General features: G+C 71.0%; 20 protein-coding genes. 16 read left to right on the top strand and 4 right to left on the bottom strand.

Features of this window, described 5'->3' with window-relative positions; all coding sequences use genetic code 11:
• Positions 1-92 precede the first annotated feature (92 nt).
• Positions 93-590: an inorganic diphosphatase gene (locus tag ACWD4B_RS17600; protein WP_087926944.1), complete on the bottom strand. Its 498-nt coding sequence runs from the start codon at positions 588-590 to the stop codon at positions 93-95.
• 91 nt (positions 591-681) lie between these two features.
• On the opposite strand from ACWD4B_RS17600, the gene dacB reads away from it, so the two are divergent.
• The 6 genes from dacB (at position 682) to folE (ending at position 8,212) form a co-directional block, all read left to right on the top strand.
• The gene (gene dacB, locus ACWD4B_RS17595; RefSeq protein ID WP_451421566.1) at positions 682-2,163 is read left to right on the top strand and encodes a D-alanyl-D-alanine carboxypeptidase/D-alanyl-D-alanine endopeptidase; all 1,482 of its coding nucleotides are present in this window, start codon (positions 682-684) and stop codon (positions 2,161-2,163) included.
• A 41-nt stretch (positions 2,164-2,204) separates the two neighbouring features.
• Positions 2,205-3,338, top strand: a complete 1,134-nt coding sequence (locus ACWD4B_RS17590) for a zinc-dependent metalloprotease (protein ID WP_451421565.1) — start codon at positions 2,205-2,207, stop codon at positions 3,336-3,338.
• 200 nt (positions 3,339-3,538) lie between these two features.
• Positions 3,539-4,561 carry a tRNA lysidine(34) synthetase TilS gene (tilS, locus tag ACWD4B_RS17585; protein ID WP_336410732.1) on the top strand — a complete coding sequence of 341 codons (1,023 nt, stop codon included), beginning with the start codon at positions 3,539-3,541 and terminating at the stop codon, positions 4,559-4,561.
• A gap of 92 nt (positions 4,562-4,653) precedes the next feature.
• Complete coding sequence (hpt, locus tag ACWD4B_RS17580) at positions 4,654-5,193, top strand: hypoxanthine phosphoribosyltransferase (protein WP_171083878.1); 540 nt, start codon at positions 4,654-4,656, stop codon at positions 5,191-5,193.
• Positions 5,194-5,452: 259 nt separating this feature from the next.
• Positions 5,453-7,459, top strand: coding sequence for an ATP-dependent zinc metalloprotease FtsH (gene ftsH / locus ACWD4B_RS17575; RefSeq protein ID WP_390776860.1), 2,007 nt, complete (start codon positions 5,453-5,455; stop codon positions 7,457-7,459).
• Positions 7,460-7,603: 144 nt separating this feature from the next.
• Complete coding sequence (folE, locus tag ACWD4B_RS17570; RefSeq protein ID WP_451421564.1) at positions 7,604-8,212, top strand: GTP cyclohydrolase I FolE; 609 nt, start codon at positions 7,604-7,606, stop codon at positions 8,210-8,212.
• Between the two features lie 41 nt (positions 8,213-8,253).
• Here folE and ACWD4B_RS17565 read toward each other — a convergent pair whose 3' ends face one another.
• Positions 8,254-9,363: an alpha/beta hydrolase gene (locus ACWD4B_RS17565; RefSeq protein WP_451421563.1), complete on the bottom strand. Its 1,110-nt coding sequence runs from the start codon at positions 9,361-9,363 to the stop codon at positions 8,254-8,256.
• A gap of 180 nt (positions 9,364-9,543) precedes the next feature.
• Here ACWD4B_RS17565 and ACWD4B_RS17560 point away from each other — a divergent pair, with 180 nt between their 5' ends.
• The 6 genes from ACWD4B_RS17560 to ACWD4B_RS17535 all read left to right on the top strand — a co-directional run bounded on the left by ACWD4B_RS17560 (position 9,544) and on the right by ACWD4B_RS17535 (position 14,650).
• Entirely contained in the window at positions 9,544-11,394 is a 1,851-nt protein-coding gene (locus tag ACWD4B_RS17560; RefSeq protein WP_451421562.1) for a phosphatidylglycerol lysyltransferase domain-containing protein, read from the top strand.
• 126 nt (positions 11,395-11,520) lie between these two features.
• Positions 11,521-12,387 (top strand): dihydropteroate synthase, encoded by an 867-nt coding sequence (gene folP, locus ACWD4B_RS17555; RefSeq protein ID WP_451421561.1) that lies wholly within the window; start codon positions 11,521-11,523, stop codon positions 12,385-12,387.
• Positions 12,384-12,863: a nuclear transport factor 2 family protein gene (locus ACWD4B_RS17550; RefSeq protein WP_451421560.1), complete on the top strand. Its 480-nt coding sequence runs from the start codon at positions 12,384-12,386 to the stop codon at positions 12,861-12,863. The genes folP and ACWD4B_RS17550 overlap by 4 nt, the downstream gene beginning before the upstream one ends.
• Before the next feature lie 283 nt (positions 12,864-13,146).
• Positions 13,147-13,506 carry a dihydroneopterin aldolase gene (gene folB, locus ACWD4B_RS17545; protein WP_390776855.1) on the top strand — a complete coding sequence of 120 codons (360 nt, stop codon included), beginning with the start codon at positions 13,147-13,149 and terminating at the stop codon, positions 13,504-13,506.
• The gene (gene folK / locus ACWD4B_RS17540) at positions 13,503-14,096 is read left to right on the top strand and encodes a 2-amino-4-hydroxy-6-hydroxymethyldihydropteridine diphosphokinase (RefSeq protein ID WP_336410740.1); all 594 of its coding nucleotides are present in this window, start codon (positions 13,503-13,505) and stop codon (positions 14,094-14,096) included. Before folB ends, folK begins: the two co-directional genes overlap by 4 nt.
• A 62-nt stretch (positions 14,097-14,158) precedes the next feature.
• On the top strand, positions 14,159-14,650 hold the full coding sequence (locus tag ACWD4B_RS17535; protein WP_451421559.1) for a DUF3180 domain-containing protein: 492 nt from the start codon (positions 14,159-14,161) through the stop codon (positions 14,648-14,650).
• 60 nt (positions 14,651-14,710) lie between these two features.
• On the opposite strand, the gene ACWD4B_RS17530 is transcribed toward ACWD4B_RS17535, so the two are convergent.
• Positions 14,711-15,877: an ABC transporter ATP-binding protein gene (locus ACWD4B_RS17530; protein ID WP_451421558.1), complete on the bottom strand. Its 1,167-nt coding sequence runs from the start codon at positions 15,875-15,877 to the stop codon at positions 14,711-14,713.
• A gap of 129 nt (positions 15,878-16,006) precedes the next feature.
• Between ACWD4B_RS17530 and ACWD4B_RS17525 the strand changes: the two genes are divergently transcribed.
• The 4 genes from ACWD4B_RS17525 to ACWD4B_RS17510 all read left to right on the top strand — a co-directional run bounded on the left by ACWD4B_RS17525 (position 16,007) and on the right by ACWD4B_RS17510 (position 19,592).
• Positions 16,007-16,732, top strand: coding sequence for an ABC transporter permease (locus ACWD4B_RS17525; RefSeq protein WP_451421557.1), 726 nt, complete (start codon positions 16,007-16,009; stop codon positions 16,730-16,732).
• Positions 16,732-17,427, top strand: coding sequence for an ABC transporter permease (locus ACWD4B_RS17520; protein WP_451421556.1), 696 nt, complete (start codon positions 16,732-16,734; stop codon positions 17,425-17,427). Before ACWD4B_RS17525 ends, ACWD4B_RS17520 begins: the two co-directional genes overlap by 1 nt.
• Positions 17,424-18,401, top strand: coding sequence for an ABC transporter substrate-binding protein (locus ACWD4B_RS17515; RefSeq protein ID WP_451421555.1), 978 nt, complete (start codon positions 17,424-17,426; stop codon positions 18,399-18,401). The genes ACWD4B_RS17520 and ACWD4B_RS17515 overlap by 4 nt, the downstream gene beginning before the upstream one ends.
• Before the next feature lie 126 nt (positions 18,402-18,527).
• Positions 18,528-19,592, top strand: coding sequence for a hypothetical protein (locus ACWD4B_RS17510; protein ID WP_451421554.1), 1,065 nt, complete (start codon positions 18,528-18,530; stop codon positions 19,590-19,592).
• A 25-nt stretch (positions 19,593-19,617) separates the two neighbouring features.
• Here ACWD4B_RS17510 and ACWD4B_RS17505 read toward each other — a convergent pair whose 3' ends face one another.
• Complete coding sequence (locus ACWD4B_RS17505) at positions 19,618-20,760, bottom strand: NADH-quinone oxidoreductase subunit D-related protein (protein WP_336410746.1); 1,143 nt, start codon at positions 20,758-20,760, stop codon at positions 19,618-19,620.
• Positions 20,761-20,772 lie beyond the last annotated feature (12 nt).

Here is a 20,772-nt window from a genome sequence, read left to right as displayed (position 1 = left end):
CAGTTCCCCGCGCCCCTGACGGGGCGCAACCGACGGCGGTGCGGTCCCGGGGTTACCCGGCACCGCACCGCACCGCCGAGCGATCCGCAGGATCAGTGGTGGGCGCCGCCCGCGGCCTCAAGGCGCTTGTAGGAGGCCTCGATCTCGGCCTCGGCCTCGGCGCGGCCGACCCAGTCGGCACCCTCGACGGACTTGCCGGGCTCGAGGTCCTTGTAGACCTCGAAGAAGTGCTGGATCTCCAGGCGGTCGAACTCCGACACGTGGTGGATGTCGCGCAGGTGCTCCACGCGCGGGTCGTTCGCCGGGACGCACAGCAGCTTGTCGTCGCCGCCGGCCTCGTCCGTCATGCGGAACATGCCGATGGCGCGGCACTTGATGAGGCAGCCGGGGAACGTCGGCTCGTCGAGGATGACCAGGGCGTCCAGCGGGTCGCCGTCCTCGCCGAGGGTGTTCTCGACGAAGCCGTAGTCGGCCGGGTAGCTGGTCGAGGTGAAGAGTCGGCGGTCCAGACGGATGCGACCGGTCTCGTGGTCCACCTCGTACTTGTTCCGCGAACCCTTCGGGATCTCGATGGTGACGTCGAACTCCACGGGTGGCTCCTTCATGATCAACACATACGTCTGGTGATGCGGTGATTAAGTGTCCCCCACGCAGTGGTGTGGTGGCGAAAGGGGCTGGTCCATGGTGCCCGAGGTGCTGCGACGGCAAGCCGGGCGGTGGCGGAACATCCCCCGAGCGCAGCGCCGTACGGTTCGGTTCGTCGCGGCGTCCACCGTCGCGGGTCTCGTGGTCGCGACCGGCGCGGTGGTGGCCGCCGGTCCCTGGGACTCGGGTCAGCGTAAGGCCGAACGGGAGCGGGCGGCTGCCGCTGCGCGAGCAGGTGGCGAGCGTCACGCTGCCGGAGACCCGTCCTCCGGTTCCGGTTCCGCGCCGCCCGTGCTGGTGGCGCTCGGCGCGGGCCGGCCGCCGGCCCGGGAGGCGCTCGCCGCGGCACTGGAACCGCTGCTGCAGGATTCCGCGCTGGGGGCGACGCATTCGGCGTCCGTCGTCGACGTGCAGTCCGGTGACGAGCTCTACGGCACCGGGCAGGACGTCGCGTACACCCCCGCCTCCACGATCAAGCTCGCCACGGCGGCCGCCGCGCTCTCCGCGCTCGGTCCGGAGCACCGCATCGAGACCACGGTGGTGGCGGCGGGATCCGACGGCATCGTCCTCGTGGGCGGCGGCGACTCGACGCTGACGGCGCTCCCCGCGCAGGGCGAGGGGCCGCGGTTCGCGAGCCTGCGCGACCTGGCGGACGCTACGGCGAAGGCGCTCAAGGCGCGGGGGACGAGCCGTACGAAGCTGGCGTACGACACCTCGCGCTACTCCGGTCCCGTACTGCACTCGATCGGGCCCAACGACAACATCGCGCCCGTCACCGCCCTGATGGTGGACGAGGGCCGCCTGGACGGCTCGGACAAGGGCCCCGCCGAGCGCTCGGCGGACCCGGCGGGCGATGCGGCCCGCAAGTTCGCCGGGCTGCTGCACGAGCGGGGCGTCGAGGTCGACGGCGACCCGGCGGAGGCCCGCGCGGACGCGTCCGCGCAGCGCATCGCGGCGGTCTCCTCCGCACCGCTGTCGGCACTGGTCGAACGGGCGCTGACCAACAGCGACAACGACATCGCCGAGGCGCTCGCCCGGCAGACCGCGCTCGCCTCCGGGCAGCCGGCGAGCTTCGAGGGCGCGGCGAAGGCGGTCACGGACCGGCTGGGGAGGCTGGGACTGCCGTCCGGCCCGGCCAGGATCGCGGACGGCAGCGGCCTGGACCGCACGGACCAGGTCCCGGCGGCCCTGCTCTCCCGGATCCTCGCCCGCGCCGCGGACCCCGCCCACCCCGAACTCCGCCCGCTCCTCACGGGCCTTCCCGTGGCCGGCTTCACGGGCACCCTGCGCGACCGGTACGCCTCCGGCGACGGCGGCAGGGGCGTGGTCCGGGCCAAGACGGGCACCCTGACAGGCGTGAACACCCTGGCGGGCACGGTGGTCGACGCCGACGGACGGCTGCTGACGTTCGCCTTCATGGCGGGCGGCACGGCGGATCCGGACGCCGCCCAGCGTGCCCTGGACCACCTGGCGTCCACCCTGGCGGGGTGCGGCTGCCGCCCCGCAGGGGCGGGGTAACCCCTCCACCTCGGCCGTGCGCAGCACGTACCGTGAAAGCCATGACGAGCATCGGTGATGCGGAGATGGTCGACTGGAAGCTCGCGGTGGCCACCGCGACGCGCCTGGTGAAGCCGGGGCCCGAGGTCAGCCGGGAGGAGGCGCGCGAGGTCGTTGCGGAGCTGCGGCGGCACGCGAAGGCCTCGGAGCGGCACGTCCGGGAGTTCACGCGGATGACGTCGGCGGGGGAGGGCGCCGACACCCCGGTCCTGGTCGTGGACCGGGCCGGCTGGGTCCAAGCCAACGTCGCGGGTTTCCGCGCGATCCTGGGCCCGCTGCTGGAGAAGATGCAGGACCGCCGCGGCAATGTGCCCGGCGGCGCCGTCCTGGGCGCGGTCGGCGGCAAGGTGACCGGGGTCGAGCTCGGCATGCTGCTGTCGTTCCTGGCCTCGCGCGTGCTGGGCCAGTACGAGACGTTCGCCCCGGGCACCCGGGACCTGCCGGGCTCCCCGGCGGGCGGCGGCCGGCTGCTGCTGGTGGCTCCCAACATCGTCCAGGTCGAGCGCGAGCTGGAGGTGGACCCGCACGACTTCCGGCTGTGGGTGTGCCTGCACGAGGAGACGCACCGCACCCAGTTCACGGCGGTGCCCTGGCTGCGCGACCACATCGAGGGCGAGATCCAGGCGTTCCTCGGCGAGACCGAGGTCGACCCGGTCACGCTGCTGGAGCGGATCCGCGAGGCCGCGCAGTCGCTGGCGGGCGGCAGGCCGCCGGAGGAGGACGGGGAGGGCCGCGCGGGCCGCAGCATCGTGGAGCTGGTCCAGACGCCCGCCCAGCGCGAGATCCTGGGCCGTCTGACGGCCGTGATGTCCCTGCTGGAGGGGCACGCCGATTATGTGATGGACGGGGTCGGGCCGCGCGTCGTACCTTCCGTCGTCGAGATCCGGGAGAAGTTCCAGAAGCGCCGGGCCACCGGTGCCGGCCGCCTGGACGCGGCCCTGCGCAAGCTGCTGGGCCTGGACGCCAAGCTGCGGCAGTACCGTGATGGTGAGCGTTTCGTCCGGGCCGTCGTGGACGAGGTCGGCATGGAGGGCTTCAACCGCGTGTGGACGTCCCCGAACACGCTGCCCACCAAGGCCGAGATCGCCAAACCGGCGGACTGGATCGCGCGGGTGCACCGGCATCCCGAGGGGTGAGCCGATCGCGCCCCGTGACGGATGAACGCTCCCGTAATCACCCGTCCGAGGGACCGTGTGCCAAGGGTGGGCGTGCGATGCTCGGGTAAAGGCTCATCTCTGTCACCATCGACGCACACAGCGTGACGGAACCCGGGGGCCAGTACTGCAGTCGTGCGGCTCCCGCACCCCCCTCCAATGGAATGATTGGACACACGGACATGGGTCCACACCCCGCGGTCGCGGCGATACGCCTGGCGGTCCGCCGCGTACTCCACGACGTCCTCACCCTGACGCCGCCCGCCTCCGTCCCCTCCGCCGCCGGTGACCGGTCGCCGCTCGTCCTGGTCGCCTGCTCCGGCGGCGCCGACTCCATGGCGCTCGCCTCCGCCCTCGCCTTCGAAGCCCCCCGGCTCGGCGTCCGGGCCGGCGGCGTGACCGTCGACCACGGCCTCCAGGAGGGATCCGACCTCCGGGCCTCGGAGGTCGCGATCCGGCTCGCCTCCTTCGGCCTGGACCCCGTGGAGACCGTGACGGTGACGGTCGGCAGGGACGGCGGTCCCGAGGCCGCCGCCCGTGACGCGCGCTACGCCGCCCTCGACGCCGTCGCCGACCGGTACGGCGCCGCCGCCGTCCTCCTCGGCCACACCCGCGACGACCAGGCGGAGACGGTGCTGCTGGGGCTGGCCCGCGGATCCGGCATCCGCTCCCTGTCCGGCATGGCCACCGCCTCCGGCGTCGGCGGCCGCTACCGGCGGCCCTTCCTGGGCCTGGACCGCCAGACGGCCCGCAAGGCGTGCCTGGTCCAGTCGCTGCCCGTCTGGGACGACCCGCACAACGTCGACCCCGCCTACACCCGCTCCCGGGTCCGCCACGAGGCCCTGCCCGTCCTGGAGAAGGCCCTGGGCAAGGGCGTCGTCGAGGCCCTCGCCCGCACCGCCCAGCTCTCCCGGGACGACGCCGACGCCCTCGACTCCTGGGCGGCCGCCGTGGAGCCGTCCGTACGGGACGACGCCGGCGGCCTGGAGGTCGCGGGGCTCTTCGCCCTGCCCCCCGCGGTGCGCCGCCGGGTCATCCGCCGCGCGGTCATCGAGGCGGGCTCTCCGGCCGGTTCGCTCTTCGCCCGGCACATCGAGGAAGTCGACCGGCTGATCACCGGCTGGCGCGGCCAAGGAGCGATCAACCTGCCCGGGCGCGTCGCGGTTCGCAGGCAGGGTGGCAGACTGGTCCTTCGGCAGGGCTGATCCGAACGGTGCCGAGCGGACCTCGGAGCCGGTCTTCCGGAAGCCAGATGAGCCTTAACCAAGCGAGAGTGGCGCGGGTGGACGACAAGGACATGGGCACCGACCTGAAGTCGGTGCTCATCACCAAGGAAGAGATCGACGCGAAGCTGGCAGAGCTGGCCGCGAAGATCGACGTGGAGTACGCGGGCAAGGACCTGCTCATCGTCGGCGTCCTCAAGGGCGCCGTGATGGTGATGGCGGACCTGGCGCGTGCCCTGTCCAACCCCGTCACCATGGACTGGATGGCGGTGTCCTCGTACGGCGCGGGCACCCAGTCCTCCGGCGTGGTGCGCATCCTCAAGGACCTCGACACCGACATCAAGGGCAAGCACGTCCTGATCGTCGAGGACATCATCGACTCCGGCCTGACGCTGTCGTGGCTGCTGTCGAACCTGGGTTCGCGCGAGCCCGCCTCGCTCAACGTCGTGACCCTGCTGCGCAAGCCGGAGGCCGCCAAGGTGGCCATCGACGTCAAGTGGGTCGGCTTCGACATTCCGAACGAGTTCGTCGTCGGTTATGGTCTCGACTTCGCGGAGAAGTACCGCAACCTGCCCTTCGTGGGCACGCTCGCGCCGCACGTCTACGGCGGCTGAACGCGGGCGGCCCCGGCACCACCGGGCCCTGCGGCCGTGCGGGAACCCTTGCCGGGTTCCCGCCGTTGGAGCAGGGCAGGACGGCTTTGTTGACCGTCTCCGGCGGCATCGGGTGACAATGCTGGGGTACCGTCCGAAGGTAAGTCTTTTCTTTTCAAGCTTTCAAGGTCGACTAGGACACCGCACGCACTGGCATCCCGCACCGGGATGACCGTGCCTCACTGTGGCAGGAGGGACGGGGCGCACGCGCCCCGTATGGATGGACGTGAAGCGCTACTTCCGTGGGCCAGTCATGTGGATCGTGCTGGCCGTCCTCGCCGTGGTCGTGTTGATGCAGGTCGTCGGCTCGTCCGGCGGCTACAAGTCGGTGGACACCAGTCAAGTCATCCATGCGATCGACAAGAACCAGGTGAAGTCGGCCGAGCTGACGACCGGCGACGAGAACAAGATCAAGGTTGAGCTCAAAGACGGTGTGAAGGTCAAGGGCTCCAGCAAGATCCAGGCGAACTACATCGGCGACCAGGGCGTCGAGATCTCCAAGGATCTGCAGGCCAAGGCCGATGACGACGACCCGAAGACGCTGCCCGACGGGTACAACGTCTCGACGTCGAAGCAGAACCCGTTCATCGGTGTGCTGCTCTCGCTGCTGCCCTTCGTCCTGATCGTCGTGGTGTTCCTGTTCCTGATGAATCAGATGCAGGGCGGCGGCTCCCGGGTGATGAACTTCGGGAAGTCCAAGGCCAAGCTGATCACCAAGGACACCCCGAAGACCACCTTCTCCGACGTGGCCGGTGCGGACGAGGCCGTCGAGGAGCTCCACGAGATCAAGGAGTTCCTGCAGGAGCCCGCCAAGTTCCAGGCCGTCGGCGCCAAGATCCCCAAGGGTGTGCTGCTCTACGGCCCGCCCGGTACGGGCAAGACGCTGCTCGCGCGCGCCGTCGCCGGCGAGGCGGGCGTGCCGTTCTACTCGATCTCCGGCTCCGACTTCGTCGAGATGTTCGTCGGTGTGGGTGCCTCCCGGGTCCGTGACCTGTTCGAGCAGGCCAAGGCCAACGCCCCGGCCATCGTCTTCGTCGACGAGATCGACGCCGTCGGCCGGCACCGCGGTGCGGGCCTCGGCGGCGGTCACGACGAGCGCGAGCAGACGCTGAACCAGCTGCTCGTCGAGATGGACGGCTTCGACGTCAAGGGCGGCGTCATCCTGATCGCGGCCACCAACCGGCCCGACATCCTCGACCCGGCGCTGCTGCGCCCGGGCCGCTTCGACCGGCAGATCGCCGTCGACCGCCCGGACATGCAGGGCCGTCTGGAGATCCTCAAGGTCCACCAGAAGGGCAAGCCGGTCGCCCCGGACGTCGACCTCGCGGCCGTCGCCCGCCGGACCCCCGGCTTCACCGGTGCCGATCTGTCGAACGTGCTGAACGAGGCCGCCCTGCTGACGGCCCGCAGCGACAAGAAGCTGATCGACAACCACATGCTGGACGAGGCGATCGACCGCGTCGTGGCCGGCCCGCAGAAGCGGACCCGGATCATGTCGGACAAGGAGAAGAAGATCACCGCGTACCACGAGGGCGGACACGCCCTGGTCGCGGCGGCCTCCCCGAACTCCGACCCGGTGCACAAGATCACGATCCTGTCCCGCGGCCGTGCGCTGGGCTACACCATGGTCCTGCCGGACGAGGACAAGTACTCGACCACGCGCAACGAGATGCTCGACCAGCTGGCCTACATGCTGGGCGGCCGCGCGGCCGAGGAGCTGGTCTTCCACGACCCGACCACGGGTGCGGCCAACGACATCGAGAAGGCCACGGCCACGGCCCGTGCGATGGTCACCCAGTACGGCATGACCGAGCGCCTCGGCGCGATCAAGTTCGGCTCCGACAACTCCGAGCCCTTCCTGGGCCGCGAGATGTCGCACCAGCGCGACTACTCGGAAGAGGTCGCCGCGCTGGTCGACGAAGAGGTCAAGAAGCTGATCGAGACCGCGCACAACGAGGCCTGGGAGATCCTCGTCGAGAACCGTGACGTGCTCGACAACCTCGTTCTGGCCCTCCTGGAGAAGGAGACGCTGAACAAGGAGGAGATCGCCGAGATCTTCCGGCACGTGGTCAAGCGCCCGGCCCGCCCGGCCTGGACCGGCTCCTCCCGCCGGACCCCGTCCACCCGCCCGCCGGTGCTCTCCCCGAAGGAGCTCGCGCCGAGCAACGGCGGAGTGACCATGGAGAAGGTCGAGCTCCCGCAGGACGGCCCCGGCACCGAGGGCTGATCCGCCCGGCCCCCCGGGGCCCGGAATGGATGCCGCGTCACCCAGGTTTTAGCCTTGGGGGCGCGGCATCGTGCTTTTCTCCCGATCCGCACGCGTGCACACACGCCGTCGCGCAGTAGAGAACCGAGAGAACGAGGCAACTCCATGACCGACCCGGTGACGCTGGACGCCGAGCACTCCGTCGGCGGATTCGACGAGAAGCGGGCCGAGAACGCCGTCCGAGAACTGCTGATCGCGGTCGGGGAGGATCCGGACCGGGAGGGGCTGCGCGAGACGCCGGCCCGGGTGGCGCGCGCGTACAAGGAGATATTCGCCGGCCTGTGGCAGGAGCCGCAGGACGTGCTGACGACGACCTTCGACCTGGGCCACGACGAGATGGTGCTGGTCCGCGACATCGAGGTCTACAGCACCTGCGAGCACCACCTGGTGCCGTTCCACGGAGTGGCGCACGTCGGGTACATCCCGGCGACGAGCGGCAAGATCACGGGCCTGTCGAAGCTGGCCAGGCTGGTGGACGTCTACGCCCGCCGCCCTCAGGTGCAGGAGCGGCTGACGACGCAGATCGCCGACTCGCTGATGGAGATCCTCGAACCGCGCGGCGTCGTCGTCGTGATCGAGTGCGAGCACATGTGCATGTCCATGCGGGGCATCCGGAAGCCCGGGGCCAAGACGCTCACGTCCGCGGTCCGGGGCCAGCTGCGCGACCCCGCGACGCGCGCCGAGGCGATGAGCCTGATCATGTCGTCCCGCTGAGCGCGGCGGGGCGCCCGGAACCGGGCGCCCCGAGGTGGCCGTCAGGCGGAGAGCCGGCTGCCCATCCACTGCAGCGTGCCGGGGATCTCCCGGCGCCACGTGTTGAAGTTGTGGCCGCCGCTGTCGAGGATCATCGACGAGACCCGGGTCGGCTTCTTGGCCGCCAGGCCGATGAACTTCATCGTGTCCGCGTAGTTGTGCTCGCCCTGCTTGCTGCTGGTCACCAGCAGCGAGACGGGCGGAAGCGGCTCGTTCTTCAGCCGCCAGAACAGGTCGTTCTCCTTCTCCAGCTTCTTGCTGCCGCCGAAGAGGTCACCGGTGGTCGGGTCCTGGAGGGCCTTGTAGTAGCCGGACAGCGCGGCCGCGGCGCCGTAGGAGTCGGGGTGGCGCATGGCGAACTTCAGCGCGCAGTAGCCGCCGGTCGAGTCGCCGATCATGCCCCAGTTGGCGGCCTTGTCGCCGATCCGGTACTGCTGGGACAGCGCCTTGCGCAGGTCCTTGGTGAAGAAGGTCTCGGTCTGGGGGCCGTTGGGTATGTCGATGCACTCCGTGTCCCGGGGCGGGGCGACGGTCGGCCGCATCATCACCAGGATGGTGGGCTGCATCTTCTTCTCTTTGGCCAGCTTCTGCGCGGTCTGCGGGTAGTGCAGGCCCTTGTAGAGCGCCTCCGCGGTGCCCGGGAAACCGGTCAGCACGACCGAGGCGGGAAAGGTCTTGTGGGCGTACTGGGGCTGAAAGTACTCCGGCGGCAGGTAGACGTAGGCCGGGCTGCTGATCTTGGACTCGACGCCCCGGACATTGACCTTCTCGACCTTGCCCGCGATGCGCGGCACCGTGCCGTGGCCCTTGATCTGCGCGACGCCGACGACCTGGACCGGCGTGTGGGCGGCGCTGTGGTCGACGACCACGCCCTCGCCCTTCTCCAGGCCGAAGAGGTCGGCCCAGGAGGCGAAGAAGCCGAAGGACTGGTTCGCCCACAGCCCGATGGCGGCGAACATGGTCAGCTGGGTGGCGAGCAACATGCCGACCCGGCCCAGGACGCCTCCGACGCTCTTCCTGCCCAGGCGGGGCCAGAGCCAGATGGTCAGAGCGAAGAGCAGTACTGCTGCCACGATGGCGAGCAGCAGAACCGCCATGCTGGTGAGACCCATGAGGTGCTTTCTGCCGTTTTCTGCCGAGCGACCCGGTCCCGGGTCGCGGAATGGTTACTTCTTTCCGGGCTTGGCCCCCGGCGGAACCTCAGCCCCGAAACCGTCGTCCTACAGGGCGCACATTGTCCGGGCACAGCCTCCACATGGCGCAGGCCCACTCGACATGGACGACGGGAAGAGATGTCTGTCAGGGTAGATGGCAAAAAGTCCGACGAGGTTCCTCAGGGACCCAAGTGGCTGTCGGGGCTTGCGCGTATCGCCAAGGGGCCGAGGCCGGAGAAGGTACCCGCAGTCGTGGGCACCGTCGCCGCGCTCGTCGGGCTGCTGAACATCGCGTCCGGCGTCGTCCCGCGTTTCCGGTTGAGCCGGGCCCACACCTTTGCCGAGGTGCTGCCCGGCACGGTGACCCAGCTGGCCGCGGCCGGCTCGATCATCGTCGGCATTCTGCTGTTGATGCTCGCCCACGGCCTCAAGCGCGCCAAGAAGCGTGCCTGGCAGGCGGCCGTGCTGCTGCTGCCGCTCGGTGCGGCCGCGCAGCTGATCTACCGCCACAACCGTCCGGGCGCCGTCCTCTCCATTCTGCTGTTCATCTACCTCCTGCGCCACAAGAAGTCCTTCGCAGCGCTGCCGGACCCGCGCAGCCGCTGGAAGTGGGTGGCCAACCTGATCCTCATGGGCGGCGTCAGCTTCGTCCTCGGCTGGATCATCGTCGGCGCGCACCCGGACCAGATGGTCGGTGACCCGTCCGTGCTGGAGCAGGTCGAGCACGTCGTCTGGGGCCTCTTCGGCTTCGAGGGCTCGATCCGCTACACCGACCACGTCGACTACACCGTCGGCTACTCCCTCGGGGCCCTCGGCCTGTTGACCGTCGCCACCACCGCCTACCTGGCCTTCCGCCCCGAGCTGCCGGCTGCCGTCCTGACCGACGCCGACGAGGACAAGCTGCGCGAGCTGCTGGACAAGCACGGCGCCCGCGACTCGCTCGGCCACTTCGCGCTGCGCCGCGACAAGAGCGTCGTCTTCTCCCCGAGCGGCAAGGCCGCCGTCTCCTACCGCGTCGTCTCCGGCGTGATGCTGGCCAGCGGCGACCCCATCGGCGACGTCGAGGCCTGGCCGGGCGCGATCGAGCAGTTCATGGAGCTGGCCAAGAAGTACTCCTGGACCCCGGCCGTCAACGGCTGCAGCGAGACCGGCGGCGAGGTCTGGACCCGCGAGACCGGGCTGGACGCCCTGGAGATGGGCGACGAGGCCATCGTCGACGTGGCCGACTTCAGCCTGAGCGGCCGCTCCATGCGCAACGTCCGCCAGATGGTCAAGCGCATCGAGCGCAACGGCTACACCACCAAGGTGCGCCGCGTCGGCGATCTCTCCGCCGAGGAGCTGGAGATCGTCCAGAAGGCCGCCGGCGCCTGGCGCGACACCGAGGAGGAGCGCGGCTTCTCCATGGCGCTGGGCCGGATCGGCGACCCGAAGGACCTGGACGCCATCATCGCCACCGCCCACCGGGACCCGGAGGAGGGCGAGGAGGCCCCGTTCGGCGACCTCAAGGCCATGCAGCACTACGTGCCGTGGGGCAAGGACGGCTCCTCGCTGGAGCTCATGCGCCGTGACCGCAGCGCGGACCCGGGCATGAACGAGCTGCTGATCGTCGCCTTCCTCCAGGCCGCGCCCGACCTGAAGATCAAGCGGATGTCGCTGAACTTCGCGTTCTTCCGCTCCGCCCTGGAGCGCGGCGGCAAGCTGGGCGCCGGCCCGGTCGTGCGCATCCAGCGCGCGGTGCTGCTGTTCCTCTCGCGCTGGTTCCAGATCGAGTCGCTGTACAAGTTCAACGAGAAGTTCCGCCCCCGCTGGGAGCCGCGCTTCATCGTCTTCCCGAACAGCCGCGACCTGCCCCGCATCGGCTTCGCGATGATGCAGGCCGAGGGCTTCCTGGAGCTGCCGAGGCTGCTGCGCCGCCGCCCGGCCGCGCCGAAGCCGTCCGGCCTGGAGTCGCACGTCGGCGACCCGGAGGAGGTCACCCGCGCGGCGTGACGGCCGTGCGCGCGACGCCATGACGAGGGCGCCTTCCCCACAGCGGGGAGGGCGCCCTCGCCGCATGTCCGGCCCCGGCCCGCGGGCGGACGGCACAGGCCCCGCGGCACGCCCTAGGCTGGGTGCATGAGTACGTTGCGCGGCCGTACCAGGCCGGTCGGACTGCCCGAGTGGGACCGTTGTGCGGTGATGGGCGTGGTCAACGTCACGCCCGACTCGTTCTCGGACGGCGGGCGCTGGTTCGACCCGGCAGCGGCCGTCAAGCGCGGCTTCGACCTGGTGGCGGGCGGCGCCGACCTGGTGGACGTGGGCGGCGAGTCGACCCGCCCGGGCGCCGTGCGGGTCGACGAGAGCGAGGAGCTGCGCCGGGTGGTCCCGGTGGTCCGCGAGCTGGCCGGCGAGGGCGTGGTGGTGTCGGTGGACACCATGCGCGCGAGCGTCGCGGAGGCGGCGATCGAGGCAGGTGCGGTGCTGGTCAACGATGTGAGCGGCGGGCTCGCCGACCCGGCGATGGTGCCCGTGGTGGCGACGGCCGGGGTGCCCTTCGTGGTGATGCACTGGCGGGGCTTCAGCCAGGACATGAACAGCCGGGCGGTCTACCGGGACGTGGTCGGCGAGGTGCTCGCCGAGCTGCGGCAGCGGGTGGACGCGGTGGTCGCGGGTGGCATCGGGCCGGACCGGATCGTGGTGGACCCCGGGCTGGGCTTCGCCAAGAACGCCGAGCACGACCTGGCGCTGGTCGCCCACCTGGGCCGGTTCCGGGCGGAGCTGGAGCTGCCGATGCTGGTGGCCGCGTCCCGCAAGCGGTTCCTGGGCCGGGTGCTGGCCGGGGAGGCGGGCGATCCGCCGCCGCCCGCCCGGGAGCGGGACGCCGCGACCGCCGCGGTCTCGGCCCTCGCCGCGCGCGAGGGCGCCTGGGCGGTCCGGGTGCACGAGGTCGGGGCCAGCGCGGACGCCGTGCGGGTGGTACGTGCCGTGGAGGGAGCCGCGTGACCTCGGTCCCGACGGACAGCGAGCAGGTCGAGCGGGCCAACACCGCGCTCTACGAGGCGGTGGAGCGCGGCGACACGACGGCGATGGACCGGCTGTGGCTGGACGACCCCGAGGTCGAGGTGTCCTGTGTGCACCCGGGCTGGCCGGTGCTGCGCGGGCGGAGCGAGGTCCTCCGGTCGTACGCCCTGATCATGGCGAGCACCGAGTACATCCAGTTCTTCCTGACGGACGTCGAGGTGGCGGTGGCCGGTGACACGGCCCTGGTGACGTGCACCGAGAACATCCTCAGCGGCGGCCCGGCCGAGTCGGAGGGCGAGCTGGGGCCGCTGGTGGGCCAGCTGGTCGTGGCGACCAACGTGTTCCGGCGCAGCGGCGACGAGTGGCGGATCTGGTCCCACCACGGCTCCCCGGTCCTCGCGAGCGAGGACGAGGAGGAGCCTGAGGACGGCGAGGCCCCGGGGCCGTCCGCGGCGTGATGCGGAGCGCTTCGGGGTGTGTCGGGGGCACGTTCGGGGCGTGTTCGAGGCGTCAGTGTGAGGGATATGTGATCACTCGTTCGAGCTGAATGCGGGCCGGGTAAGGGTGGATCACGGGGCCTCCGGGTAAGCGCGGCGGGAGTCGGCTAGCACCGCGCGCGCTCCTTGTCCATAGCCCCCGTGGGCGAGCGCTGTCGGTGCTCGCAGGTAGATTCGAAGTGGGCGACCCGGCCCCGAGGGGATGGGACGCACCCCGTCCCGACGACCAGCAGGAGTGATTCGTGTGGATCGTGTCGCGCTGCGCGGCTTGAAGGCTCGCGGCCACCACGGGGTCTTCCCCCGCGAACGCGAGGAGGGCCAGACCTTCATCGTGGACCTGGTGCTGAGCCTGGACACCCGGCCCGCCGCGGCCTCCGACGACCTCACGAAGACGGTCCACTACGGCATCGTGGCGGAGGAGGTCGCCGCGATCGTCGAGGGCGAGCCGGTCGACCTCATCGAGACGCTCGCCGAGCGGATCGCCCAGCAGTGCCTCAAGCACGATCCGGTGCGGGAGGTGGAGGTCGTCGTGCACAAGCCCGACGCCCCGATCACCGTGCCCTTCGACGATGTGACGGTCACGATCACCCGGAGCCGAGTATGAGCAGCAGCGACCCGACCGTGCAGCCGGTGCCCGCCTCCGTGGTGGAGCAGGTGGATGCCGCCGATGTGACGTTGAGCAATCCCCAGTGGGCCGTGATCTCCCTGGGCAGCAATCTGGGCAACCGCCTGGAGACGCTGCAGGGCGCGGTCGACGCGCTGGAGGACACCCCGGGCCTGCGGGTGAAGGCGGTGTCCCCGGTGTACGAGACGGAGCCCTGGGGCGTGACCCCGGGCTCGCAGCCGTCCTACTACAACGCGGTCGTCCTGGTGAAGACGACGCTCCCGCCGGATTCCCTGCTGGAGCGCGGCCACGCCATCGAGGAGGCCTTCGAGCGCGTGCGCGACGAGCGCTGGGGCCCGCGGACGATCGACGTCGACATCGTCACCTACCAGGACGTGATCTCCGACGACCCCCGGCTGACGCTGCCGCATCCGCGCGCGCACGAACGTGCCTTCGTGCTGGCTCCGTGGTACGACGTGGATCCGGAGGCTGTTGTTCCGGGCCGTGGCCGGGTGGCCGAACTGCTGGACGCGCTCGGCCGCGAGGGCGTCGAGCCCCGGGCCGACCTGGAACTCCGACTGCCCGACTGACCGTTGGGCGTAGTGGTTTTTCCCGTGTACGAGAACGAAGGACGACGAGGGGCGACGGACAGGTGAAGCAGCTGCGGATCGGAGTACTGGCCGGCCTGTTCGTCGTGGCCGGGGTGGTCTCCTGGGGCGGCGCCCGGCTGTGGGACGCCTTCGGCACGCTGCCGAGCGTGCCCGTGGCGGCTCCGATCGTCCTCGCGGTCATCGCCGTGGTCCTCGCGGCGACGGCCCTCTCGCTGCGCGCCCGGCTGCGGGCGCAGCGCGAGCGGCGCCCCGGCGCCAAGGGCGTCGACCCGCTGCTGGCGGCCCGCGCGGTCGTCTTCGGCCAGGCGAGCGCCCTGGTCGCGGCCCTGGTGGCCGGCATGTACGGCGGCGTCGGAGCCTTCCTCCTCATCGACGGCGTCCAGGCCCCGGCCCGCCGCGACCAGGCGATCTACGCCGGCGCATCGGTCCTGGCGGGCGCGTGCGTGATAGCGGCGGCGTTCTTCATGGAGCGCGTCTGCAAACTCCCGGAGGATGAGGACGAGGAAGGCAACGGGGGCGCAACCCGGGCGTAGAACCGCGCCCCGAAGGGGCGCGGGGAACTGCGCGACAAGCCACAGCGCACCCGCACCCGACTACGAACCCGGCACGGTAGCCACATCCACCTCGCTGCGCGCAGCGCCCACGGCATCGGCCCCGATCGACCTCCGCAGCGCCTCGTGCAGCCGGGCAGGGGTGAGCACCCCCACGAAGTGATCGGCACCGTCCCCGCCGAGCACCGCGATCCACCCGGCGTCGTGCTGCAGCATCGTGCTGAACGCCTGCTTCAGCGAAGCTCCCACCGGTACCCAGGCATCCATGCGCCGCGCATGGTCCCGCACCGTGCCGCTGCCCCCGTGGAGCGCCCCCGCGTCCACCCACCCGTGCAGGTGGTCCTGGTCGTCGAGGACCACGGCCCACCGAGCCCCCTCCCGGGCGAGCCGCGCAGCGGCCTCCGGCAGCCGGTCCTCCAGGTGCACCACCGGCGGCTGCTCCAGGTCGCCCGCCTCGATCGCGGTGACGGAGAGCCGCTTGAGCCCCCGGTCCGCCCCGACGAAGTCGGCCACGTACGGCGTGGCCGGCGCCCCCAGCACCGCAGCCGGTGCGTCGAACTGTTCGATGCGCCCGTTCCCGTACACCGCGATGCGGTCGCCCAGCCGGACGGCCTCCTCGATGTCGTGGGTGACGAAGAGCACGGTCTTGCGGACCTGCGACTGCAGCCGCAGGAACTCGTTCTGCAGCCGTTCGCGCACCACGGGGTCGACGGCGCCGAAGGGCTCGTCCATCAGCAGGACGGGCGGGTCCGCGGCCAGGGCGCGGGCCACTCCGACGCGCTGGCGCTGGCCGCCGGAGAGCTGGTCGGGGTAGCGGTCGCCGTAGACGGCCGGGTCGAGGCCGACCAGGTCGAGCAGCTCCGCCGCCCGCTCACGGGCCTTCCTGCGCTGCCAGCCGAGCAGATGCGGCACGGTGGCCGTGTTCTCCAGCACCGTCTTGTGCGGGAAGAGGCCCACCTGCTGGATGACGTAGCCGATGCGGCGGCGCAGCTCGACGGGGTCGACGTCCGCGATGTCCTCGCCGTTCACCAGGATGCGGCCGCTGCTCGGCTCGATCAGCCGGTTGACCATCTTCATCGTGGTGGTCTTGCCGCACCCCGACGGTCCGACGAGCGTGACGAGCTCGCCCTCCGCCACCTCGAAGGACAGGTCGTCCACGGCGGTCGTGCCGTCGGCGAAGCGTTTGGTCACGTGCTCGAAGCGGATCATGACACCCCATTGTGGTCGAACAATGTTGCTGCCGGATGGCAGGAGGCCTCGCCGGAGGCGATTGTCGGTGCCGGAGGTTAGGGTCGCCAGTAACCGACGGTGAATGCCGAGGGGGAGGTGAGCGCACGCATGGCGGCGAACGGGAACTGCCTGATCACCAACGACTGGATCTGCGGTGAGTACGTGCGGACGCGGGGGCAGGAGCTCACGGATGCCGTGCTGCAGCACATCGGCATCACGGTGGCATCGGTCGCGCTGGGGCTGCTGGTCGCCCTGCCGCTGGCCCTGCTGGCGCGCAGACGGCGCAGCGTGGCGGGCCCGGTCCTCGGGCTGACCACGGTGCTCTACACGGTGCCGTCGCTGGCGATGTTCTCTCTGCTGGTGCCGGTGTTCGGGCTGTCGGCGGCCGTCGTGGTGACGGGCCTGGTGCTGTATTCGCTGACGATCCTCGTGCGCAACATCCTGGCCGGCCTGGCCGCCGTCCCGGAGGAGGCCCGTGAGGCGGCACGCGGCATGGGCTACGGGCCGGTCCGGCTGCTGTTCGGCGTCGAACTCCCGCTGGCCCTGCCCGCCTTGATGGCCGGCCTGCGGATCGCCACGGTCTCCACCGTCTCGCTCACCACGGTGGGCGCGATCATCGGATACGGCGGCCTGGGGAATCTGATCTATGACGGCATGCGCAGCTATTTCAAGGCGCAGGTGCTCACGGCCTCGGTGCTGTGCGTGGTCCTCGCCGTCGGGGCGGATGTGCTGCTGCTGCTGGTCCAGCGGCTGCTGACGCCGTGGACGCGTACGCGCAGGCGTACGGGCCGCCGTGCCGGACGGCCCGCCGGCACCGAGGCGGTGGCGGCCTGATGGACGTCGTCACGAAGACCTGGACCTGGCTGTCCACCGGCTCCCACTGGACGGGCGCGGAGGGTGTGTGGCACAGGCTCGGCCAGCATCTCTTCCTCACCGTCGCATGCCTGTTGATCTCGTGTGCGATCGCGCTGCCCGTGGCCGTGCTGCTCGGCCACCTGGGCCGCGGCGGCGCGTTGGCGGTGAACATCTCCAACGCGGGGCGCGCGGTGCCGACGTTCGCGGTGCTGGTGCTGTTGCTGCTCAGCCCGCTGGGTACGCATGGTTCGTGGCCCACCGTCATCGCGCTGGTCCTGTTCGCGATACCGCCGTTGCTCACCAACGCCTATGTGGGCATGCGCGAAGTGGACCGGGGCGTCGTGGAGGCCGCCCGCGGCATGGGTATGACGGGCCGTCAGATAGTGGCCCGGGTCGAACTGCCGCTGGCCTTCCCGTTCATCGTCACCGGCATCCGCTCCGCGGCCGTCCAGGTCGTGGCCACGACGACGCTGGCCGCACTGCCCGGGGGCGGCGGCCTCGGGCGCATCATCACCGCCGGTTTCCGGCTCACCGACACCGCACAGGTGGTGGCCGGCGCCCTGCTCGTGGCCGTGCTGGCCCTGCTGGTCGAGGGCGTCTTCGTCCTCGCGCAGCGCGGGCTGGACCCACTGCGCCGGCGCCACGGCCGCCCCGACGGAATGGAGTACGCATGACCAGGACCCCGCGCAGGGCGCGGACCGCCCGCGCCCTGCCGGCGGCGATAGGCGCCGTGGCCCTGACGGCCGGCCTCGCCGCGTGCGGCGGCAACAGCCTGGAGAAGTCCGGCGAGGGCGGCGGCTCCGGCGGGGGCTCGGGCTCGCTGGTGATCGGATCGGCGTCGTTCACCGAGTCCAAGGTGCTCGCGGAGATATATGCGGGGCTGCTGAAGGACGCCGGATATTCGACCTCGATCAAGACCGTCGATGCGCGTGAGCTGTATGAACCGGCGCTGGAGAAGGGGCAGGTCGATGTCGTCCCGGAGTATGCGGCGACGCTCGCGGAATTCCTGAACAAGAAGCAGAACGGCAAGGACGCCCCCGCCGTCGCTTCCCCCGATGCCGATGCGACGGTGAAGGCCCTGCGCAAACTCGCCGAGCCGCGCGGCCTCAAGGTGCTCGACCCGGGCCGGGCGGTCGATCAGAACGCCTTCGCCGTCACGGCCGAGTTCGCGGAGAAACACCACCTCAAGACGCTTTCCGATCTTGGAAAGTCGGGGGAGGCGGTACGCATCGCGGCCGGTGACGAATGCTCCCAGCGGCCCTTCTGCCGGCCGGGTCTGGAGAAGACCTACGGGATCAAGGTCACCGGCATCGACCCGCTGGAGGTCGGCAGCACCCAGGCCAAGCAGGCGGTCAAGGACGGCAAGGACCAGCTGCTGCTGACCACGACCACGGACGCCACGCTCAAGCAGTTCGGCCTGGTGCTGCTCGCGGACGACAAGAAGCTCCAGAACTCCGACAACGTCCTCCCGGTGGTGAATAACCGGAAGGCGGGTTCGCAGAAGATCGAAGAAGCGCTGGCCAAGCTCACCAGGGTGCTGACCACGGCCGATCTGACCGAACTCAACAAGAAGGTCGACGCCGAGCGGCTCAAGCCCGCGGATGTGGCCGCGAAGTACCTCAAGGACAAGGGCCTGGTGGCCAAGTGACGCAGTGACGGGAGACGGCGGAGAGGGGAAGCCGGGGAACGCGTGAAGTAGGGGAGAAGTAAGATCAAGGGAAGAGTTTGGTGGTGGGGTCACACTCCTGTGGCAACGCACGGTAAGTTTCAGGCCATGCCACGAGGACGCCACCGCCATTCCGCACCCCTGCACCGGCTTCTTCCCGCATCGACGGTCGCCGCGACATCGGTCGCCTGCGCCGCCGGTGCCTGGTTGGTGGAGGAAACGCTCCTCATACGCAGCCTGGCCGTCGCTGCCTCCGCCGCCGCGGTCGTCGGCGCCGTCCTGATGCGCCGTTGGGACCGTTCCGCGGGCAAGCGGGTCGCCCAGCTCACCGCCGCCCGTGCGCGTGACGAGTGGAAGACCGACGAGCGCATCGCCGAGCTGGAGACGGATCTGGAGGAGGCGGGCCTGGCCAAGACCCGCGTCGAGGCCAAGCTCCGCACCAAGCGTGCCGAGCTCGCCCGGCTCCGCACCGAGCACGCCGACCTGCTGCGCCGCTACGCCACCGCCGAGACCGGGCGCGCGAGCGCCCTGGAGGGGCGGCGCCTGCTCGCCCGGGCGAAGACGGCGAACGAGCTGGAGCCCGCGGCCGAGGACCGCCCGGGCGCCGAGGAGGCGCGGTCCGGCGCAGAGGTCTTCCGCAAGGCCGCCGACGCGCTGCGCAACCTGGAGCGCAACGCGGCACGGCAGCAGGCGGCCGCCACCCGCAGCCCGAAGCCGGTGACCGCGCCGGAGTCCACGCCCGAGCCGGAGCCCGCATCCGGGCCCGCGCCGAAGCCCGCGCCGAAGCCGGAGGGGAAGCCCGAGGGGAAGTCCGGGGCGAAGAAGCCGAAGGCCGACGCGGCGGACGAGCCCGAGGCCCCGTCCAAGGCCGCTGCCCCGTCCGGGGCGAAGCCGGCGGCCGGGTCCTCGACGGCCCTCGTCCCGCAGACCCCCGCGCAGCGGCCCGCCTCCCGCGCCCAGGGCGGCTTCGACTTCTTCGGCACCGGCCGCGTCCCGGCAGCCTCCTCGAAGCCGGTGGAGGAGCAGGATCTGGCCGATGTCGTCGGCGAGGAGGCGCTCGCCGAGGCGGAGGCCGAGGCCGGGGCCGACGCGGACGGCAAGGTCATCGACCTGACCGTGCACGACGAGACCGAGCAGATCGACGTCGCGGAACTGCGCAGCGCGATCTCGTAGCGGCCGTGGGGCCCCGCCCGGGGCCCTACTTGTCGATGTCGCCCACGACGAAGAACATCGAGCCCAGGATCGCGACCATGTCCGCGACCAGGGTCCCCGGGAGCAGCTCGATCAGCGCCTGGATGTTGTTGAACGACGCCGAGCGGAGCTTCAGCCGGTACGGCGTCTTCTCGCCCTTGGAGACGAGGTAGTACCCGTTCAGGCCGAGCGGGTTCTCCGTCCAGGCGTAGGTCGCGCCCTCGGGTGCCTTGAGCACCTTGGGCAGCCGCTGGTTGACCGGGCCGGGCGGAAGCTCCGCCAGCCGCTCCAGGCAGGCGTCCGCCAGCTCCAGGGAGTTGTGCGTCTGCTCCAGCAGGCACTCGAAGCGGGCCAGGCAGTCGCCCTCCTCGCGGGTGACGACCTTCAGCACGTCGCCCAGCTCGGCGTAGGCCAGGTACGGCTCGTCGCGGCGCAGGTCGAAGTCGACGCCGGAGGCACGGGCGATGGGCCCGCTGACCCCGTAGGCGTGCACCGCCTCCGGGGCGAGCACGCCCACGCCGCGCGTCCGGCCGCGGAAGATCTCGTTGCCGAGGACCAGCCGGTCGTAGACGTCCATCCGGGAGCGGACCTCGGCCACCGCGTGCCGGGCCCGGCCGAGCCAGCCCGCGGGCAGGTCCTCCTTGAGGCCGCCGACGCGGTTGAACATGTAGTGCATCCGGCCGCCGGAGACCTCCTCCATCACCGTCTGGAGCTCCTCGCGCTCGCGGAAGGCGTGGAAGACGGGGGTGATGCCGCCGAGCTCCAGCGGATACGAGCCCAGGAACATCAGGTGGTTGAGCACCCGGTTGAGCTCGGCCAGCAGCGTGCGCAGCCACACGGCGCGCTCGGGCACCTCCATGCCCAGCATCCGCTCCACGGCCATCACCACGCCGAGCTCGTTGGAGAAGGCCGACAGCCAGTCGTGGCGGTTGGCGAGCATGATGATCTGCCGGTAGTCGCGCGCCTCGAACAGCTTCTCCGCGCCCCGGTGCATATAGCCGATGACCGGCTCCGCGCTGCGGACCCGCTCCCCGTCGAGAACGAGGCGCAGCCGCAGCACACCGTGGGTGGACGGGTGCTGAGGGCCGATGTTGAGCACCATGTCGGTGCTCTCCGCCGCGCCGCCGATGCCGACTGTCGTCTCCGTCATGGGGACAGTTTC

This window comes from Streptomyces sp. NPDC002536 (assembly GCF_053594995.1).
This window is presented reverse-complemented; position numbering and strand designations above follow the sequence as displayed.

Excerpts from the sequence above, each read along its gene's own strand:
- dacB (WP_451421566.1), top strand. The coding sequence starts at position 682 with ATGGTGCCCGAGGTGCTGCGACGGCAAGCCGGGCGGTGGCGGAACATC.
- ACWD4B_RS17590 (WP_451421565.1), top strand. The coding sequence starts at position 2,205 with ATGACGAGCATCGGTGATGCGGAGATGGTCGACTGGAAGCTCGCGGTG.
- tilS (WP_336410732.1), top strand. The coding sequence starts at position 3,539 with ATGGGTCCACACCCCGCGGTCGCGGCGATACGCCTGGCGGTCCGCCGC.
- hpt (WP_171083878.1), top strand. The coding sequence starts at position 4,654 with ATGGGCACCGACCTGAAGTCGGTGCTCATCACCAAGGAAGAGATCGAC.
- ftsH (WP_390776860.1), top strand. The coding sequence starts at position 5,453 with ATGGACGTGAAGCGCTACTTCCGTGGGCCAGTCATGTGGATCGTGCTG.
- folE (WP_451421564.1), top strand. The coding sequence starts at position 7,604 with ATGACCGACCCGGTGACGCTGGACGCCGAGCACTCCGTCGGCGGATTC.
- ACWD4B_RS17565 (WP_451421563.1), bottom strand. The coding sequence starts at position 9,363 with ATGGGTCTCACCAGCATGGCGGTTCTGCTGCTCGCCATCGTGGCAGCA.
- ACWD4B_RS17560 (WP_451421562.1), top strand. The coding sequence starts at position 9,544 with ATGTCTGTCAGGGTAGATGGCAAAAAGTCCGACGAGGTTCCTCAGGGA.
- folP (WP_451421561.1), top strand. The coding sequence starts at position 11,521 with ATGAGTACGTTGCGCGGCCGTACCAGGCCGGTCGGACTGCCCGAGTGG.
- folK (WP_336410740.1), top strand. The coding sequence starts at position 13,503 with ATGAGCAGCAGCGACCCGACCGTGCAGCCGGTGCCCGCCTCCGTGGTG.
- ACWD4B_RS17530 (WP_451421558.1), bottom strand. The coding sequence starts at position 15,877 with ATGATCCGCTTCGAGCACGTGACCAAACGCTTCGCCGACGGCACGACC.
- ACWD4B_RS17525 (WP_451421557.1), top strand. The coding sequence starts at position 16,007 with ATGGCGGCGAACGGGAACTGCCTGATCACCAACGACTGGATCTGCGGT.
- ACWD4B_RS17520 (WP_451421556.1), top strand. The coding sequence starts at position 16,732 with ATGGACGTCGTCACGAAGACCTGGACCTGGCTGTCCACCGGCTCCCAC.
- ACWD4B_RS17515 (WP_451421555.1), top strand. The coding sequence starts at position 17,424 with ATGACCAGGACCCCGCGCAGGGCGCGGACCGCCCGCGCCCTGCCGGCG.
- ACWD4B_RS17510 (WP_451421554.1), top strand. The coding sequence starts at position 18,528 with ATGCCACGAGGACGCCACCGCCATTCCGCACCCCTGCACCGGCTTCTT.
- ACWD4B_RS17505 (WP_336410746.1), bottom strand. The coding sequence starts at position 20,760 with ATGACGGAGACGACAGTCGGCATCGGCGGCGCGGCGGAGAGCACCGAC.